The 16,390-nt window shown below is 51.8% G+C and carries 14 protein-coding genes; 9 read left to right on the top strand and 5 right to left on the bottom strand.

Going from position 1 to position 16,390, the window contains the following annotated elements:
- Window positions 1-10 precede the first annotated feature (10 nt).
- Entirely contained in the window at window positions 11-463 is a 453-nt protein-coding gene (locus tag AB1E22_RS19450) for a DUF2569 domain-containing protein (protein WP_367596862.1), read from the bottom strand.
- 228 nt (window positions 464-691) lie between these two features.
- Here AB1E22_RS19450 and AB1E22_RS19455 point away from each other — a divergent pair, with 228 nt between their 5' ends.
- Window positions 692-1,732, top strand: a complete 1,041-nt coding sequence (locus tag AB1E22_RS19455; RefSeq protein ID WP_367596863.1) for an oxidoreductase — start codon at window positions 692-694, stop codon at window positions 1,730-1,732.
- Between the two features lie 48 nt (window positions 1,733-1,780).
- On the opposite strand, the gene speG is transcribed toward AB1E22_RS19455, so the two are convergent.
- Both speG and AB1E22_RS19465 read right to left on the bottom strand, forming a co-directional pair.
- A complete protein-coding gene (gene speG, locus AB1E22_RS19460) occupies window positions 1,781-2,338 on the bottom strand; it encodes a spermidine N1-acetyltransferase (protein ID WP_367596864.1) in 558 nt (185 codons plus the stop codon).
- A 64-nt stretch (window positions 2,339-2,402) separates the two neighbouring features.
- Window positions 2,403-2,753, bottom strand: a complete 351-nt coding sequence (locus tag AB1E22_RS19465; protein ID WP_367596865.1) for a DUF1283 family protein — start codon at window positions 2,751-2,753, stop codon at window positions 2,403-2,405.
- A 401-nt stretch (window positions 2,754-3,154) separates the two neighbouring features.
- Between AB1E22_RS19465 and rspA the strand changes: the two genes are divergently transcribed.
- From rspA to AB1E22_RS19485, 4 genes are all read left to right on the top strand, one after another.
- Window positions 3,155-4,369 (top strand): starvation-sensing protein RspA, encoded by a 1,215-nt coding sequence (rspA, locus tag AB1E22_RS19470; protein WP_367596866.1) that lies wholly within the window; start codon window positions 3,155-3,157, stop codon window positions 4,367-4,369.
- Window positions 4,370-4,381: 12 nt separating this feature from the next.
- Window positions 4,382-5,395 carry a Zn-dependent oxidoreductase gene (locus tag AB1E22_RS19475; RefSeq protein WP_367596867.1) on the top strand — a complete coding sequence of 338 codons (1,014 nt, stop codon included), beginning with the start codon at window positions 4,382-4,384 and terminating at the stop codon, window positions 5,393-5,395.
- A 68-nt stretch (window positions 5,396-5,463) separates the two neighbouring features.
- Window positions 5,464-6,759 carry an MFS transporter gene (locus tag AB1E22_RS19480; RefSeq protein ID WP_367596868.1) on the top strand — a complete coding sequence of 432 codons (1,296 nt, stop codon included), beginning with the start codon at window positions 5,464-5,466 and terminating at the stop codon, window positions 6,757-6,759.
- Window positions 6,760-6,906: 147 nt separating this feature from the next.
- The gene (locus AB1E22_RS19485) at window positions 6,907-8,358 is read left to right on the top strand and encodes a mannitol dehydrogenase family protein (protein ID WP_367596869.1); all 1,452 of its coding nucleotides are present in this window, start codon (window positions 6,907-6,909) and stop codon (window positions 8,356-8,358) included.
- A 132-nt stretch (window positions 8,359-8,490) separates the two neighbouring features.
- Here AB1E22_RS19485 and AB1E22_RS19490 read toward each other — a convergent pair whose 3' ends face one another.
- Both AB1E22_RS19490 and ydfG read right to left on the bottom strand, forming a co-directional pair.
- Window positions 8,491-9,177, bottom strand: a complete 687-nt coding sequence (locus tag AB1E22_RS19490) for a GntR family transcriptional regulator (protein WP_367596870.1) — start codon at window positions 9,175-9,177, stop codon at window positions 8,491-8,493.
- Window positions 9,178-9,270: 93 nt separating this feature from the next.
- Window positions 9,271-10,020, bottom strand: coding sequence for a bifunctional NADP-dependent 3-hydroxy acid dehydrogenase/3-hydroxypropionate dehydrogenase YdfG (gene ydfG, locus AB1E22_RS19495; protein WP_367596871.1), 750 nt, complete (start codon window positions 10,018-10,020; stop codon window positions 9,271-9,273).
- Between the two features lie 356 nt (window positions 10,021-10,376).
- On the opposite strand from ydfG, the gene guaD reads away from it, so the two are divergent.
- From guaD to xdhC, 4 genes are read left to right on the top strand one after another with little or no spacing between them, the layout of a single operon-like run.
- Window positions 10,377-11,708, top strand: coding sequence for a guanine deaminase (guaD, locus tag AB1E22_RS19500; RefSeq protein ID WP_367596872.1), 1,332 nt, complete (start codon window positions 10,377-10,379; stop codon window positions 11,706-11,708).
- Complete coding sequence (gene xdhA / locus AB1E22_RS19505) at window positions 11,705-13,162, top strand: xanthine dehydrogenase small subunit (RefSeq protein WP_367596873.1); 1,458 nt, start codon at window positions 11,705-11,707, stop codon at window positions 13,160-13,162. Before guaD ends, xdhA begins: the two co-directional genes overlap by 4 nt.
- The gene (gene xdhB, locus AB1E22_RS19510; RefSeq protein ID WP_367596874.1) at window positions 13,152-15,494 is read left to right on the top strand and encodes a xanthine dehydrogenase molybdopterin binding subunit; all 2,343 of its coding nucleotides are present in this window, start codon (window positions 13,152-13,154) and stop codon (window positions 15,492-15,494) included. The genes xdhA and xdhB overlap by 11 nt, the downstream gene beginning before the upstream one ends.
- Window positions 15,487-16,275, top strand: a complete 789-nt coding sequence (gene xdhC / locus AB1E22_RS19515) for a xanthine dehydrogenase accessory protein XdhC (protein WP_367596875.1) — start codon at window positions 15,487-15,489, stop codon at window positions 16,273-16,275. The genes xdhB and xdhC overlap by 8 nt, the downstream gene beginning before the upstream one ends.
- Window positions 16,276-16,390 lie beyond the last annotated feature (115 nt).

The following is a 16,390-nucleotide window of genomic DNA, read 5'->3' on the forward strand; positions in this document are numbered from 1 at the left end:
TATAAGGTTATTACGGATTGATAAACGTCTGCTTCACGCGGCTCGAACGCTTGAGGTAGGGAACCAACAAGGCGGCGGCCAACAATGGGAACATCAACTGACGCAATGCCAGATCGTCACTCACCGGTGAGAACGCGAAGGTTTTAACCGCTAACAACACCGACAGCAATAACCAAAGAATATAATGACGTACCACATTCTTACGGCGTTTAAAGAAGGCGACAGTCAGCCAAACGGTATAACCCCACATAGCGATTGCGCAGGCAATCGAGGTGTACCAGAACAGCACCATTTTGGGGCCTTGCGCGCTCATCAGTCGATGACTTTCTGGGGAGATGAGCATCATAAGATAAATGGCAAGGGCAATACTGCTACTGAGCAGCGTCATCAATAGCCAGGCGAGAGGGGCAAGAAGCCAGCCTGCGATACGCGGTGCTTGCGTGGAAACTTGTGTCGTTGCCATGTTCTCTCCCGAAAAGAATGAGACTTTCCTTATGCGAATCATAAGGCGGGAGGATTATAAGGGATTTTCAGCGCTTTGCTACCCGCGAGATGCCCGGCAATCTCTCCCGGAGCACCAGATTGATGGACGCTGAGCGAATGAGCAACGAGATCGCAACAATATAATTACCAGTTGTTACAATCAGTGGGATGGTATTCAATAGGCCGTCCAAAATAATGAGGAAAGCAAATGAGTGATAACATTCGTGTCGGACTGATCGGTTACGGTTACGCCAGCAAAACGTTTCATGCACCTTTAATTGCGGGTACGCCGGGCATGGTTCTGGCCAGCGTTTCCAGCAGCGATGCCACGAAAGTTCATGCTGACTGGCCAAACATGCCGGTGGTCTCCGATCCTCATCATCTGTTTAACGACCCCAATATCGACCTGATTGTCATCCCCACACCAAACGATACACACTTTCCGCTGGCGAAAGCCGCGCTGGAAGCGGGCAAGCATGTCGTTGTCGATAAGCCCTTTACCGTGACGTTGTCACAGGCACGCGAACTGGATGCGCTGGCGAAAAGCTGTGGGTTATTGCTTTCGGTATTCCATAACCGCCGTTGGGATAGCGATTTCTTAACGCTGAAGGCGCTGTTGGCAGACGGTACGTTAGGCGAAGTGGCGTACTTTGAATCTCACTTTGATCGTTATCGCCCGCAGGTTCGTAACCGCTGGCGCGAGCAGGCCGGTGTAGGAAGCGGTATTTGGTACGACTTAGGACCCCATCTTATCGACCAGGCGCTAAATCTGTTCGGTTTACCGGTAAGCCTGACCGTGGACCTGGGCCAATTGCGTCCGGGTGCGCAAGCCACTGACTACTTCCACGCCGTATTAGCGTATCCGCAACGCCGTGTCGTTTTGCATGGCACTTTACTTGCGGCGGCGGAAACGGCGCGCTATATCGTGCATGGCGCGCGCGGAAGCTACATCAAATACGGCCTTGATCCGCAGGAAGACCGCCTGAAAGCGGGCGAGCGTCTGCCGCAGGAAGACTGGGGTTATGACATGCGTGATGGCGTGTTAACCCTTGCGCAGGGTGATGTCATGGCCGAACAAACGTTGCTGACGGTGCCAGGTAACTATCCGGCGTACTACGCGGGGATTCGTGACGCACTTACCGGCCACGGTGAAAACCCGGTTCCGGCGGCGCAGGCCATCCAGGTGATGGAAATGATAGAGCTTGGAATGGAATCTGCGAAACATCGCGCTACGCTGAACCTGGCGTAACGCGATTTAACTGGCTCTCACCGGGTTATTTCGCGGTGAGCGCTGCATTTATTGCGCGGTCGGTTTTAACAGGCTGCCCGCGCTTTTATGCCCCGCCAGATACTGATGCTGGAAAATACACATTCGGATGGTGTTGCGGTATTCGCCATTAATAAAGAATTCGTGGATTAACTCGCCTTCAACCATAAAGCCCAGCTTCTTATAGATGTGCACGGCTTTCTCATTCTCTTTATCAACAATCAAATACAGCTTATAGAGATTTAGCACCATAAACCCGTAATCCATCGCGAGTTTCGCGGCGCGGGTGGCAAGGCCTTTGCCCTGGTAATCAGGGGAAATAATAATCTGAAACTCAGCGCGACGGTGAACGTGGTTAATCTCAACCAATTCCACCAGGCCCGCTTTTTCACCGTTGCATTCGATAACAAAGCGGCGCTCACTTTGATCGTGAATGTGCTTGTCATACAGGTCGGAGAGTTCGACAAACGCCTCGTAAGGTTCTTCAAACCAGTAACGCATCACGCTTGCATTGTTGTCCAGTTGATGGACGAAACGGAGATCTTCGCGCTCAAGCGGGCGAAGTTTGATTTGTAAGTCGTGGGGCATATGAGTTCCTTTCCTGATAGATAAGGCTTCTCGTTAAAAGAAGCCTTATTTTTACATCGCAGAATTATGGGGTGACAACGCGACCAGAACGGCGGTCCAGGCAACGCAGGGTATTGGGTTCCCAATAAGCGTTAACGTTGGCGCTTTTCTGGCAGTTATCGCGGGCATCAAAAGCGGTATCCGTTTTATCCCACTCTTTTTCTGCACGTTTGTTCACTTTCTGACGTAGAGAGCGCGTGTCATTCCATTGCTCTTTGTCCATCGCCGCATCCTGGCGAGTTTGCGCATTGTCACCCGATTCAATGATCAGCTTGTCAGTCTGAGCGTGAACAGGTTGAACAAACGCAAAAGCACTCAGCAATAACGCCAATGGCATAATGGCCACAGACAGACGTTTGCGAAGGATTGTGTTCATGGCGGTTTCCTTTTTAGGGTGAAGCACTTTGTTAAAGTAAATATATCATGCTGAGTGGTGCATTCCAGCGAGCCCACTGATTGACCCCATTATCCCAGACAACGTTCAATATGAACAAAACAACCTTACTCTTTTTTGTAATGGCGCTGGCTTAAATTATCGGCTGTCTTTTGTGGCATGCGGATTATTGTTGCCGGTTGGCTGGGGCCTGATGAGTTTCTTTTCCCCTCCCAAGTCATCTCTCTTCCTTCCCGATCATGATGCAACGTTCTGCAAGAGCCACAAAATAATTGTGACTCAGCCCGATAAAATTCAATTCACATACTTGTATGGTAGTTGTGCCAGGGCTAACTTCTTCCTCATTGAAGACGAATGATCTGATGTGTTGTAAGGAAACCTTAATGAAAATTATCAAAGCAGAAGTATTTGTGACTTGCCCCGGGCGTAACTTTGTCACGCTGAAAATCACCACCGACGAGGGTTTAACCGGCCTGGGTGATGCCACCTTAAATGGACGTGAATTACCGGTTGCATCGTATTTAGAAGATCATGTTTGCCCGCAGCTCATCGGCCGCGATGCACACCGCATCGAAGATATCTGGCAGTTTTTCTATAAAGGCGCTTACTGGCGTCGTGGGCCTGTAACTATGTCAGCGATTTCAGCCGTCGACATGGCGCTGTGGGACATCAAAGCGAAAGCTGCCAACATGCCGCTATACCAGTTGTTGGGCGGAGCATCCCGTGAAGGGGTGATGGTTTATTGTCACACCACCGGTCATTCCATCGATGACGTGCTGGAAGATTACGCGCGCCATAAAGAGATGGGCTTCAAAGCTATTCGTGTGCAATGCGGCGTGCCGGGAATGAAAACCACCTACGGTATGGCAAAAGGCAAGGGGCTGGCTTACGAACCGGCAACCAAAGGCGACTGGCCAGAAGAGCAGTTATGGTCGACGGAAAAATACCTCGATTTCACTCCGAAATTGTTTGAGGCCGTGCGTAACAAATTTGGTTTTGACGAACATCTGTTACACGACATGCACCACCGCCTGACGCCAATCGAAGCCGCGCGCTTTGGCAAAAGCATCGAGCAATATCGCCTGTTCTGGATGGAAGATCCTACGCCCGCCGAAAACCAGGAATGTTTCCGTCTGATTCGCCAGCATACAGTCACGCCAATCGCCGTCGGTGAAGTGTTTAACAGCATCTGGGACTGCAAACAGCTTATCGAAGAGCAGCTTATCGATTACATCCGCACCACCATTACCCATGCGGGCGGCATTACCGGGATGCGTCGTATTGCTGATTTTGCCTCGCTTTATCAGGTTCGCACCGGTTCACATGGCCCGTCCGATCTTTCGCCCGTCTGCATGGCCGCCGCGCTGCACTTTGACTTATGGGTGCCGAACTTTGGTGTGCAGGAATATATGGGCTATTCCGAACAAATGCTGGAAGTCTTCCCGCATAACTGGACGTTCGATAACGGTTATATGCACCCGGGCGATAAGCCAGGGCTTGGCATCGAATTCGATGAAAAACTGGCCGCGAAATATCCCTACGAACCTGCTTATTTGCCGGTAGCTCGCTTAGAAGATGGCACTTTGTGGAACTGGTAACCGGAGATAAACATGAAAAGCATAACCGTGCAGCAACCAGAAAAACTGGTGATTGAAGAGCGCCCTGTTCCACATCCGCAGAAGGGCGAAGTGCGTATTCGCGTTGCCAGCGCCGGAATTTGCGGCTCTGACGTGCATATCTATCGCGGTCACAATCCGTTTGCACGCTATCCGCGCGTTATTGGGCATGAGTTTTTTGGGCATATTGATGCGGTGGGGGAAGACGTTGAAACATCGCGCATTGGTGAGCGCGTGGTGGGGGATCCGGTTGTGAGCTGCGGGCACTGTTACCCGTGCTTAGTCGGGCGGCCAAACGTTTGTGCAGAACTTCAGGTCATCGGCGTACACCGCGACGGTGGTTTTAGCGAATATGTCACCTTACCGGCTAAAAATGCGCATGTTGTCCCGGACTCAATTCCGGATAACGAAGCCACTATGGTGGAGCCGTTTACCATTGCGGCAAACATTTGCGCTCAGATGAAACCGGGCCCGCTTGATACCGCACTTGTCTACGGCGCAGGGCCGATGGGGCTAACGTCGATTCAGGCTTTGCGCGGTGTATACGGCGTAAAAGAGATCATTGTGGTCGACCGAATCGATGAACGGCTGGAGATGGCAAAAGCCAACGGTGCAGACCGCGTAATTAATAACACAAACCTTGATTTGAAAACCGAGCTGGAAAAACTCGCTATCCGCCCAACGCTAATTATTGATGCTGCCTGCCATCCTTCGATTCTGCCGGAAGCTATTGGTCTGGCTTCACCGGCGGCACGAATTGGCATTATGGGATTTTCTTCCGAACCGTGCGTTTTAAGCCAACAGGCAATAACCAGCAAAGAACTCACTATTTACAGTTCGCGTTTAAACAGTAATCGCTTCCCGCTGGTAATTAGCTGGATGGCTGAACGCAAAATCCAACCGGAGAAGTTGATTACCCACCAATATCCTTATATCCAAGTGATCGAGGCCATGGAGCTATTTGAGAAAGACCAGAAACAGTGCTGCAAAGTATTGTTGAAGTTCTGATGCGTTATTAAATAGCCCCTGGCTATAGATGTACCCACACAACACTTATTATAAATGACGGAGTTTTTATGGCTAAGAATTTACGTTGGGTAATTGTGTTTCTCTTATTCCTGGTTTACATGATTAACTATCTCGATAGAGTGGCTTTATCGATAACCTTACCCATGATTGAAAAGGATCTTTCCATTAATGCCGAAGAGTTCGGCATGATATTCGGCAGCTTCTTCTTTGGATATGCATTATTTAATTTTATCGGCGGGTTGGCCGTTGATAAATTTGGGCCGATGATTGTCCTGGGATGTGCGGTAGGAATGTGGTCCATCTTCTGTGGTATGACGGCACTGGCCACCGGATTCTGGTCGATGCTAATTTTACGTGTGCTGTTTGGTATGGCAGAAGGCCCCATCTGTTCTTCAGCCAATAAGATGATTAATGGCTGGTTTCCTCGAAAGCAGGCTGCAACGGCCGTTGGCTTACTGAGCGCGGGTTCGCCATTGGGCGGTGCGGTGGCAGGCCCGATTGTCGGTTACCTGGCGCTGGCATTTGGCTGGCGTCCTGCTTTTATGATTATCTGCGGTATCGGTATTGTCTGGATGCTGGTGTGGTTCTTTATCGTTGCTGATAATCCCGAGAAAAGTCGCCGGGTTAGTGCGCAAGAACGTGAGTTGATTGCCGCTCTTAAAGCTCAAAATAACGGTGAAGCTAATGAGTTGGATAACGATAGTGCAGGGCATAATCTTGGTTACTATCTGAAGCAGCCGATTATTTTGGTCACCGCCTTTGCCTTCTTTTGTTACAACTACATATTGTTTTTCTTCCTGAGCTGGTTTCCCTCTTATTTGGTCCAGGCGCACGGGCTGAATATTAAAGAGATGAGTATTACTACCGTTATTCCATGGATTGTAGGTTTTGTCGGGTTGGCGTTAGGCGGTGTAATTTCAGATGCCATACTTCGCATGACGGGCAAATTATTATTATCCCGAAAAATCGTTTTAGTGGTTTGTTTATTAGCTGCAGCCATTTGTGTCGCGCTCGCCGGCTCTGTCAGCCAGGTTATTCCTGCAGTGCTACTGATGTCTGTTTCTATTTTCTTCCTTTATGTCACCGGTTCAATCTATTGGGCGATCATTCAGGATGTAGTCACCAAAACACGCATCGGGAGTGTCAGCGGATTCATTCATCTAATTGGCAGCATTTCCGGCATCATCGGCCCAATCGTTACGGGTTATATCGTGCAAAACACGGGTAAATTCGATAGCGCATTCGTGCTGGCGGGGGGCGTGGCGGCACTCGGTGCGATTCTTGTTTTCTTTGTTATCAAACAGCCGAAAACAGAAACACCTCTCATGGCAAGTTCTCGCTGAAAAGCGGCATGATGAAAATGTGAGTTGTCATACATCTTTTTTCTTGTGTCATACCAAAAGCGCTAAAGTTTAATGCAAATCAATATGCAGACTACCATAGCAGGTAGTCTGTAGCGGTCCCCATGTTACTACACAGCGAGTTTTAAAATGGAAAACAAGCTCTTATCTGCAAAAGCTATTCTCCCAAAATATGACCGTAGCAAACTGGTATCCCGCATCGTTCATCTTGGTTTTGGTGCATTCCATCGCGCCCATCAGGCGGTTTACGCCGACATTCTGGCCAACGAACACGGTAGCGACTGGGGGTACTGTGAAGTCAATTTGATTGGCGGTGAGCAGCAAATTGCTGATTTGAAACAGCAAGACAACCTCTATAGCGTGGCAGAAATGTCTGCCGACGCCTGGCATTGCCGCGTCGTAGGCGTGGTGAAAAACGCTATTCATGCGCAGGTTGATGGCCTGGAAGCGGTGTTTACCGCTATGACTCAGCCAGAAGTTGCAATTGTTTCTTTAACCGTGACAGAAAAGGGCTATTGCCATACGCCAGCCACCGGCACCATTTTGTTGGATCACCCGTTAGTTGCACACGATCTCGCAAATCCGCAGCAGCCAAAATCCGCACCAGGCGTGATTGTAGAAGCGCTGGCTCGCCGCAAAGCCGCTGGGCTTCCTGCTTTTAGCGTTATGTCCTGCGACAACATGCCGGAAAACGGCCACGTTACCCGCAACGTTATTACCGCTTACGCGCAGGCGATAAACCCTGAGTTGGCAGCATGGATTGAAACCCACGTCACTTTCCCATCTACCATGGTTGACCGTATTGTTCCGGCAGTCACGGCTGAAACGCTGGAGCAAGTTGCCCAGGCAACAGGCGTTGCTGACCCTGCCGCCGTGGCTTGCGAACCGTTCCGCCAGTGGGTGATTGAAGATAATTTCGTTGCTGGCCGCCCGGAGTGGGAGAAAGCCGGTGCCGAACTGGTTAAAGATGTCCTGCCTTATGAAGAGATGAAGCTGCGCATGTTGAACGGCAGCCACTCATTCCTCGCCTATCTTGGCTACCTGGCCGGTTATCAGCATATTTCTGAGTGTATGCAGGATGAAAACTATCGTCGTACTGCCCACGCCTTAATGCTGCAAGAACAAGCGCCAACCTTAAAAGTGCAGGGCGTTGACCTGGCGAAGTATGCTGATTCACTGATTGCGCGTTACACCAACCCAGCGCTGCGTCACCGGACCTGGCAAATCGCGATGGACGGTAGCCAGAAATTGCCACAGCGTTGGTTAGATTCCATCCGTTGGCATCTGGCAAACGGCAGCAAGTTTGATCTGCTGGCGCTCGGTGTGGCGGGCTGGATGCGTTATGTCGGCGGTGTGGATGAGCAGGGCGCGGCAATTGAAGTGAGCGATCCGCTACTGCCAGCTATTCAGCAAGCCGTTGCCGGGAGCAAAGAAGGGGAAAGTCGCGTTAAAGCCTTGCTTGCGCTGAAAACCATCTTTGGTGAAGACCTGCCTGCGAATGCGAAATTCGTTAATCAGGTGATTGAATCTTACCTGATGTTACGTGAAAACGGCGCGAAAGCGACAGTCGCCAGGTTCTAAATTTGTGGTTTCGTAGGGTGGATTAGCGTGAGCGACATCCACCGTTTACGCTGTTGTTACAGATGAAAATGTCGGATGACGCTGCGCTTATCCGACCTACGAATGCAGGTCGCCACGCGCAGTATTTCAAATTTACTCTTCGCTAAACCAGTCGCTCTTCTCTTTGCGAATCAATAATATTGACTGGCTAATTTCATGCAAATGGCGATACATCGCCTGGTCAACACCGTCTTCATCATGGCGTTTTAACGCTTCAAAAATATCGTAATGCTGGGAAAGCAACATCTCAGGCGGGGAAACATGATCAAGGCTCATATACCGCACCCGATCCATCGTCGCTTTAATATTCTCTACGGTATCCCACGCCAGGCGGCAATCGGCAACCAGCGCTAGCTGTTGGTGAAACTCGTCGTCTAACTGGAAAAAATCATCCAGTTGGTTGCGGTCAATCGCCGTACGCTGCTGATTCAGCAATTGCTCCAGCATATAAAAATGTTCATCTGTCGCCATACTTGCTGCGCGTTTCGCCACGGCACGTTCAATCGCTTCGCGAACAAAACAGCCATTTTTCACCTGGCTGACAGAAATCTTATTAACGTAAGTACCGCGCTGCGGACGAATCTGCACCAGCCCCGTTTCCGCCAGTTTAATAAAGGCTTCGCGTACCGGCTGGCGTGATACCTCAAACCGCATCGACACTTCTTTTTCAGAAAGCGGAGTACCCGGCGGAATCAGGCAGCGAACAATATCTCTACGCAAGATACGGTAGATTTGTTGGTTAACGGGCTGTGTGGGATTGAGCAAAATTGACGGTAGCATTAAATTTTTCTTATCGTGAAAGAACGGTGCAAATTTAACATTTATTGGCATCGTCGCCCATACCTGAAAGCCTTTCGGGTATGGGCAAAGCGGTTAACCTTCGCGGTGAACGCTAAGACCCGCAAACGTCTGGCTAACCGGCATCATTTCAAGGGTGTTGATGTTGACGTGTTTAGGTAAGGTTGCCACCCACCACACGGCTTCAGTCACATCTTCTGCCGTCAGCGCATTGGCGTTTTCATAGGTTTTACCGGCTTTATCATCATCGCCTTTGAAACGCACATTGGAAAACTCAGTCCCGCTAACCAGACCAGGTTCAATATCCGTCACGCGAATCGCAGTTTTATGCAGATCGGTACGCAGATTCAGGCTGAACTGGCGCACGAACGCTTTGGTTGCGCCATACACGTTGCCACCGGCATAAGGCCAGCTACCTGCGGTAGAGCCGATATTGATGATGTGGCCGCGATTGCGCTCAACCATACCTGGCAATACGGCGCGAGTCATATAGACCAGGCCTTTATTGTTGGTATCGATCATCGTTTCCCAGTCATCCGGGTCAGCTTTATGAGCCGGTTCCATGCCCAGCGCGAGGCCTGCATTGTTCACCAGCACATCAATATTGCGCCATTCGGTAGGTAGCTGTTCCATCGCTTGTTCGATAGCCGCGCGGTTACGCACATCGAGTTGCAGCGTAATGATGCTTTCACCCAGCTCATCTTTCAGTTCTTGTAGACGTTCCTGACGGCGGCCCGTGGCAATCACTTTATGGCCCTGCTGTACGAAACGACGGGTAATGCTCTCACCAAATCCGGCAGTGGCGCCGGTTACCAGAATAATCATCTCACTGTTCCTCAACGCTTTTTGTGTCGTAATACCTTAGCATGCTAAGGCTGTTAGTGATAATTGAACTTTAGTATGGCAGTCGTTGCGCATCACTGGTGCAGCAAAAACACAATTATGCGACCTGTTGGTGCAGCCGATTTTTCTCTTTTTAACATTCCCCTGCTGTAAGCCCAAAAGCAACCGATTGCGATACCGGGCAACCGTTTGCTTGCGAATAAGTTGCGCATTTGTTGCGCAACAATGCGAAATGCCATCTAAGCTACTGTTATAAAACTGATTAAATTCAAATCTCAACATGGCATCAACATTGCAATAGTTAACTCATTCTTCACAAACCACTTACAGGTACGGCGATGACAGTTAATTACACGCAGGCGCTACGTGGCCAGTTTTTTGATATCACCCGCATCGGAACGAGCCCGGATGAGTTGCTGGCGAATGCCCGTCATCATGAGGATGCGCTGCTATTTCTCAATAATGGGACGATTGTTGCGTTGTTGCCGTGGGAAGAAGGGCGCAAACATTTACGCGCTGAAAGTGATTATGTCGACTATCGCGGCAAACTGATTATTCCCGGTTTTGTCGATACCCATCTGCATTACCCGCAAACCGAGATGATTGGCGCCTACGGCGAGCAACTGCTGGAGTGGCTCCAGACCTACACTTTTCCGGTGGAAAGCCAGTATCAGGACAGCTCGCACGCCGCCAAAATGTCGGCATTTTTCCTTAGCCAGTTGCTGAGTAATGGCACGACAACCGCGTTGGTTTTCGGCACCGTGCATCCCCAGTCGGTAGATGCGCTATTCAGCGCTGCGGAACACCTCTCGATGCGCCTGATCGCCGGAAAAGTCATGATGGACCGCAATGCGCCGGATTACCTTGTCGAAACGCCGGAACAAAGTTATCAGCAAACCCGGGAGTTAATTCAACGCTGGCACAAAAAAGGCCGCCTTAACTATGCGCTCACACCACGCTTTGCCCCAACATCTTCGCCGAAATTACTGGCGGCGGTGCAAACCCTGCGCGAAGAGTTCCCCGATACCTGGCTGCATACCCATCTGAGTGAAAACAGCGAGGAAGTCGCCTGGGTAAAAAGCCTGTGGCCGGAGTCTGAAAGTTATCTTGGCGTCTATGATGACTATCACCTGACGGGTAAACGCAGCGTGTTTGCGCACGCCATTCACCTGCAAGAGTGCGAGTGGGACTGCCTGCAACGCACCGAATCATCCATAGCATTTTGCCCGACCTCAAACCTGTTTCTCGGCAGCGGCCTGTTTAATCTGAAGCAATGTCATGAGCGGGGGATCCGAATGGGAATTGGCACGGACGTTGGAGCTGGAACCACATTTAATATGCTGCAAACCCTGGCGGAAGCGTACAAAGTTGCGCAGTTGCAAGGGTACCGTCTGTGCGCAAGCGAAGCGTTTTATCACGCCACGTTGGGCGGGGCGCACGCTCTGGACCTGGACGACAAAATTGGCAATTTCTTGCCAGGCAAAGAGGCGGATTTCGTGGTGCTGGATCTGGCGGTAACGCCGCTTCAAAAACTGCGTTACACCAATAGCCGGGATATCTTCGAAAAATTGTTCGTGCTGATGACGCTCGGCGACGACCGCAACATCTGGCACACCTGGGTTAACGGCAAATGCGTGTGGCAACGCGGCACGCTGGAGGTCGCGGCATGATTCAATTTTTGCTCAATCAAACACTGAGAACGCTCGAAGATGTGGACCCGAATACCACCTTGCTGAACTGGCTGCGCGGGAGTGAACAACGCTGCGGGAGCAAAGAAGGCTGCGCATCGGGCGATTGTGGTGCCTGCACGGTGGTAATCGCCCAGCTAGACGGCGATAAATTACGTTACGACACGGCCAACAGTTGCATCACGCTAATCAGCCAGCTCGACGGCAAACAACTGCTGACAGTCGAGGATTTGGCAGACGACGACAAACTGCATCCGATTCAGCAGACGATGGCGGATTGCCACGCTTCACAGTGCGGATTTTGCACACCAGGTTTTGTGATGTCAGGCTTTGCGCTGCAAAAAACGAACAGGGCCGCACAGCGCCATGAGATTGAAATGGGTCTTTCAGGAAACCTCTGCCGTTGTACTGGCTATCGGCCGATTATCGAGGCCATGCAGCAAAATAGCGGCGCTGCTCCCGACACCTTTACTCAAAGTGAACCGCAAACCGTAGCGCGTTTAAAGTTGCTGCAACACTCGGAGCTGGCAGAGTTAACACAGACCAATCGTTGCCTGTTGCCAAAAAATATTGCGCAATTAGCGGCTCTCTACCAGCAGCATCCGCAGGCTCGCTTGCTGGCAGGCGGCACGGACCTGGCATTAACCATTACCCAGCAATACCAGACTCTGCCGCTGATAATCGGCCTTAATCAGGTGAGCGAACTCAAAATGATTAACGTCACTGAAAAGCAGATTCGTATTGGTGCGATGGCGACATTAGAGGCTTGCCGGGCGGCTTTGCAAACGCCTATCCCCGCATTTTCACAAGCCCTTGAACGCTTTGCTTCCCCGCAAATTCGTCACCACGGAACGCTTGGGGGAAACCTCGCTAACGCTTCGCCCATCGGTGATTGCGCCCCGATGTTACTGGCGTTGGATGCCAATCTCGAGCTGCGCTGTGGCGACGCCGTGCGCATTCTGCCCCTTGAGCAATTCTTCCTGAGCTACCGTAAAACTGCGTTGCAGCCAGGCGAGTTTATCAGCGCTGTTATTATCGAACGCGACGCTATTTCCCCAACTTTCACCGCCTGGAAAATTTCAAAACGCCGTGACGATGATATTTCCACGGTGTTTGGCGCGTTTAATCTGCACATTGACGGAGGGGTTGTGACAACAGCGCGGCTGGCCTTCGGGGGCATGGCGGCAATTCCTTCCCGGGCAAAAGAGACTGAACAGGCGCTTCTCGGTTCGCTATTTGATTCCCAAATACTGGAGCGTGCCTGTCAGGCGCTGGCGAAGGATTTTCAGCCGCTAAGTGATTTTCGCGGCTCCGGTCGCTATCGCCTGGCGGTGGCGCAGAATCTCCTCAAACGTTTCTATCTCCAGCAAATCGAACAGCTTAATGAGCTTGAAGTGCAAACCTATTCGCTGGAGGGCCAAACCCATGTCAACTAATCCAGTGCGCCTGTCTGAACAAGCATTGATCGAGCAATTTTTCCGGGAGATGAACGGCAGCGCGGGCCAGAGTCGTAAGCATGAAAGCGCGGATAAACACGTCAGCGGCAAAGCGGAATATATTGACGATAAGCTGACGCTGCCGGGAATGTTACATCTCTGCCCGGTGCTAAGCCAACATGCCCATGCGCGAATCACGAAAATCGACACCTCCGCGTGTTACACCGTGCCTGGCGTAGTGCGTGTTTTTAGCTGGCAGGATGTGCCGGGCGAGTTGGATATTGGCCCGCTGGCGCCAGGCGACCCGCTCTTTGCTCGCGATTGCGTGGAGTACCACGGCCAGGTTGTGCTCACGATAGCGGCGCAAACGCCTGAGGCCGCACGTGCGGCAGCGCTCAAGGCCGTCATCGAATATGAAATCCTTGAGCCGGTGCTGGACGTCGAAGAAGCCTTACGGCGTGAACTTTACGTCCAGGAACCGCATATTCACCAGCGCGGCGATGCTGACTCGGCGCTAGCAACAGCCGCGCATCGCATTCAAGGCCAATTTCACATTGGCGGTCAGGAGCATTTCTATCTCGAAGGGCAGATTGCCGTTGCGCAGCTAGGGGAAGATGGCTGCGTTTCTGTATGGTCATCGACGCAACATCCTACCGAAGTGCAAAAGCTGGTGGCCTCGGTGCTGGGTGTGACGATGAATAAAGTCACCGTCGATATGCGCCGGATGGGAGGCGGTTTTGGCGGCAAAGAGACGCAGGCGGCGGGGATCGCCTGCCATGCTGCGCTGGTTGCCGCATTAACGGGGCGGGCGGCAAAAATGCGTCTCTCGCGCCGCGACGATATGCGTATTACCGGTAAACGCCATCCTTTTTTTGTGCGCTATGACGTGGGTTTTACCGACGAGGGAATGTTGAACGGCGTGGTTATCGATCTGGCGGCTAACTGCGGTTATTCACTGGATCTATCAGGATCGATCTGCGATCGCGCCATGTTTCATGCCGATAATGCCTATTACCTCGGCGACGCGCGGGTGACCGGCTACCGCTGCCGCACCCATCTGGCATCGAATACGGCTTATCGCGGATTTGGCGGGCCGCAGGGCATGGTCGCCATCGAACAGATAATGGATCACATAGCTCGTGAGTTGGGCCTCGACCCTCTGGAAGTGCGCAAGCGCAATTACTATGACGACACCGACCGCAATGTCACGCACTACCATCAAACCGTAGAACACAACCTGATGCCGGAAATCACACGGCAGCTTGAGGCGAGTGCCGACTATCACAATCGCCGTGCCGCAATCAGTGACTTCAACCGCCAAAGCCCGGTGCTGAAACGTGGCCTGGCGCTGACGCCGGTGAAATTTGGCATCTCTTTTACCTCAAGTTTTCTCAATCAGGCCGGAGCGTTAATCCTGATTTACACCGATGGCACCGTGCAACTTAACCACGGCGGCACGGAGATGGGACAGGGGCTGAACACCAAAGTGGCGCAAGTAGTCGCCGGGATTCTGCAAATTCCGCTGGAGCAGATTCAGGTTACCGCGACTAACACCGGCAAAGTGCCAAATACTTCGCCGACGGCGGCGTCATCCGGTGCAGATCTTAACGGAAAAGCGGCAGAAATCGCGGCGTTAACCATCAAAGAACGGCTGGTGGAGATGCTCTGCCGTCTACATCATTGTGAGCCCGGGCAGGTGGAGTTTCGTAACGGCGTGGTGAGAGTCCCTGGGCGGCATTTAAGCTTCACGGAGGTCGCTAACCTGGCGTGGCTGAACCAGGTTCCGCTCTCAGCGACCGGATTCTACAAAGTGCCAGGCATCCATTACGATCGCGCTGCGGGGCGCGGGCAGCCGTTCTATTATTTCTCATACGGCGCGGCCTGTTCCGAAGTGATTGTCGACACGCTTACCGGCGAGTATCGCCTGCTGCGCACCGACATTCTGCATGATGTCGGTAACTCGCTAAATCCGGCGCTGGATATCGGGCAAATAGAGGGCGGATTTGTGCAGGGTGTGGGCTGGCTGACCTGTGAAGAGCTGGTGTGGGATGAAAAAGGGCGGCTGCTGACCGATAGCCCAATGAGCTATAAAATTCCGGCTATCAGCGATGCCCCGGTCGATTTTCGCGTTAATCTTCTGGAAAACCACGTGAACCCACAGCACACCGTTTATCGGTCCAAAGCGGTCGGTGAGCCGCCATTTATGTTGGGGATTTCCGTGTGGTGCGCGTTACAGGATGCGGTGGCAAGCGTAACGAATTACCGGACGCATCCACAGCTTGATGCACCCGCAACACCTGAACGTATTTTCTGGGGATGCCAGCATGAATGATGACTGGATTCGCATTCTGATGCAGTTGCAAGAGCGTCGTGAACCCTGCGTGCTACTTACTCTGCTGGCGGACAAAGGCTCGGTGCCGAGAAACAGCGGCACCAAAATGATTGTTGGCCGTGAAGAGACTTTTCTTACCATCGGCGGGGGCCATCTTGAGTTCCAGTGTATTGCGATGGCGCGGGCGATGCTGGATCAGCAAACATCTCTCCCGCATACCGAGCATTTCAATCTGGGGGCAAGGCTTGGGCAGTGTTGCGGCGGTATGACGACCGTATTGTTTGAACCCCTGATTCAGCCGCAACCGCAGATTATGGTCTTTGGTGCAGGACATGTAGGGCAAGCGCTAGTGGCGCTGCTCTCGACGTTACCCTGTCACATAACCTGGGTGGATGAGCGACCCGCCATGTTTCTGACTGCGCCAAAAGGGGTCAAAACCTGGCAGGTGGACGATCCCCTGGATGCCGTCAAAGCGGCGAATCCACAAAGCTACTTTATTGTCATGACCCATCATCATCCCCGCGATCTCGAACTCACCGAAGCGATACTGAAACGCGGCGATCATCGCTATCTGGGGCTCATTGGCTCGCATACCAAACGCCAGCGCTTTGAATATCGGCTGGCGGGAAAGGGGATCACGGCTGAACAACTCAGTACGTTGCGTTGCCCGGTTGGTCTGCCGGATGTAAAAGGTAAACTTCCGGCGGAGATTGCCGTGGCCATTGCCGCTGAGATTATTTCTGTGTATACCCGTCATACTTCAAGTTGTTGGGGATTATGAGCCTCGTCCATGAGGCTTACCCTTCGGGCCAGCGCTTGTCGTTTACCCACAACGTGAATTATTTAGGGTACAGATGATGGTCTGTTGAGCTATAAATTATCTTTTGCGGTCAGCA

Source organism: Buttiauxella gaviniae, assembly GCF_040786275.1.
GTDB classification, from domain to species: domain Bacteria; phylum Pseudomonadota; class Gammaproteobacteria; order Enterobacterales; family Enterobacteriaceae; genus Buttiauxella; species Buttiauxella gaviniae_A.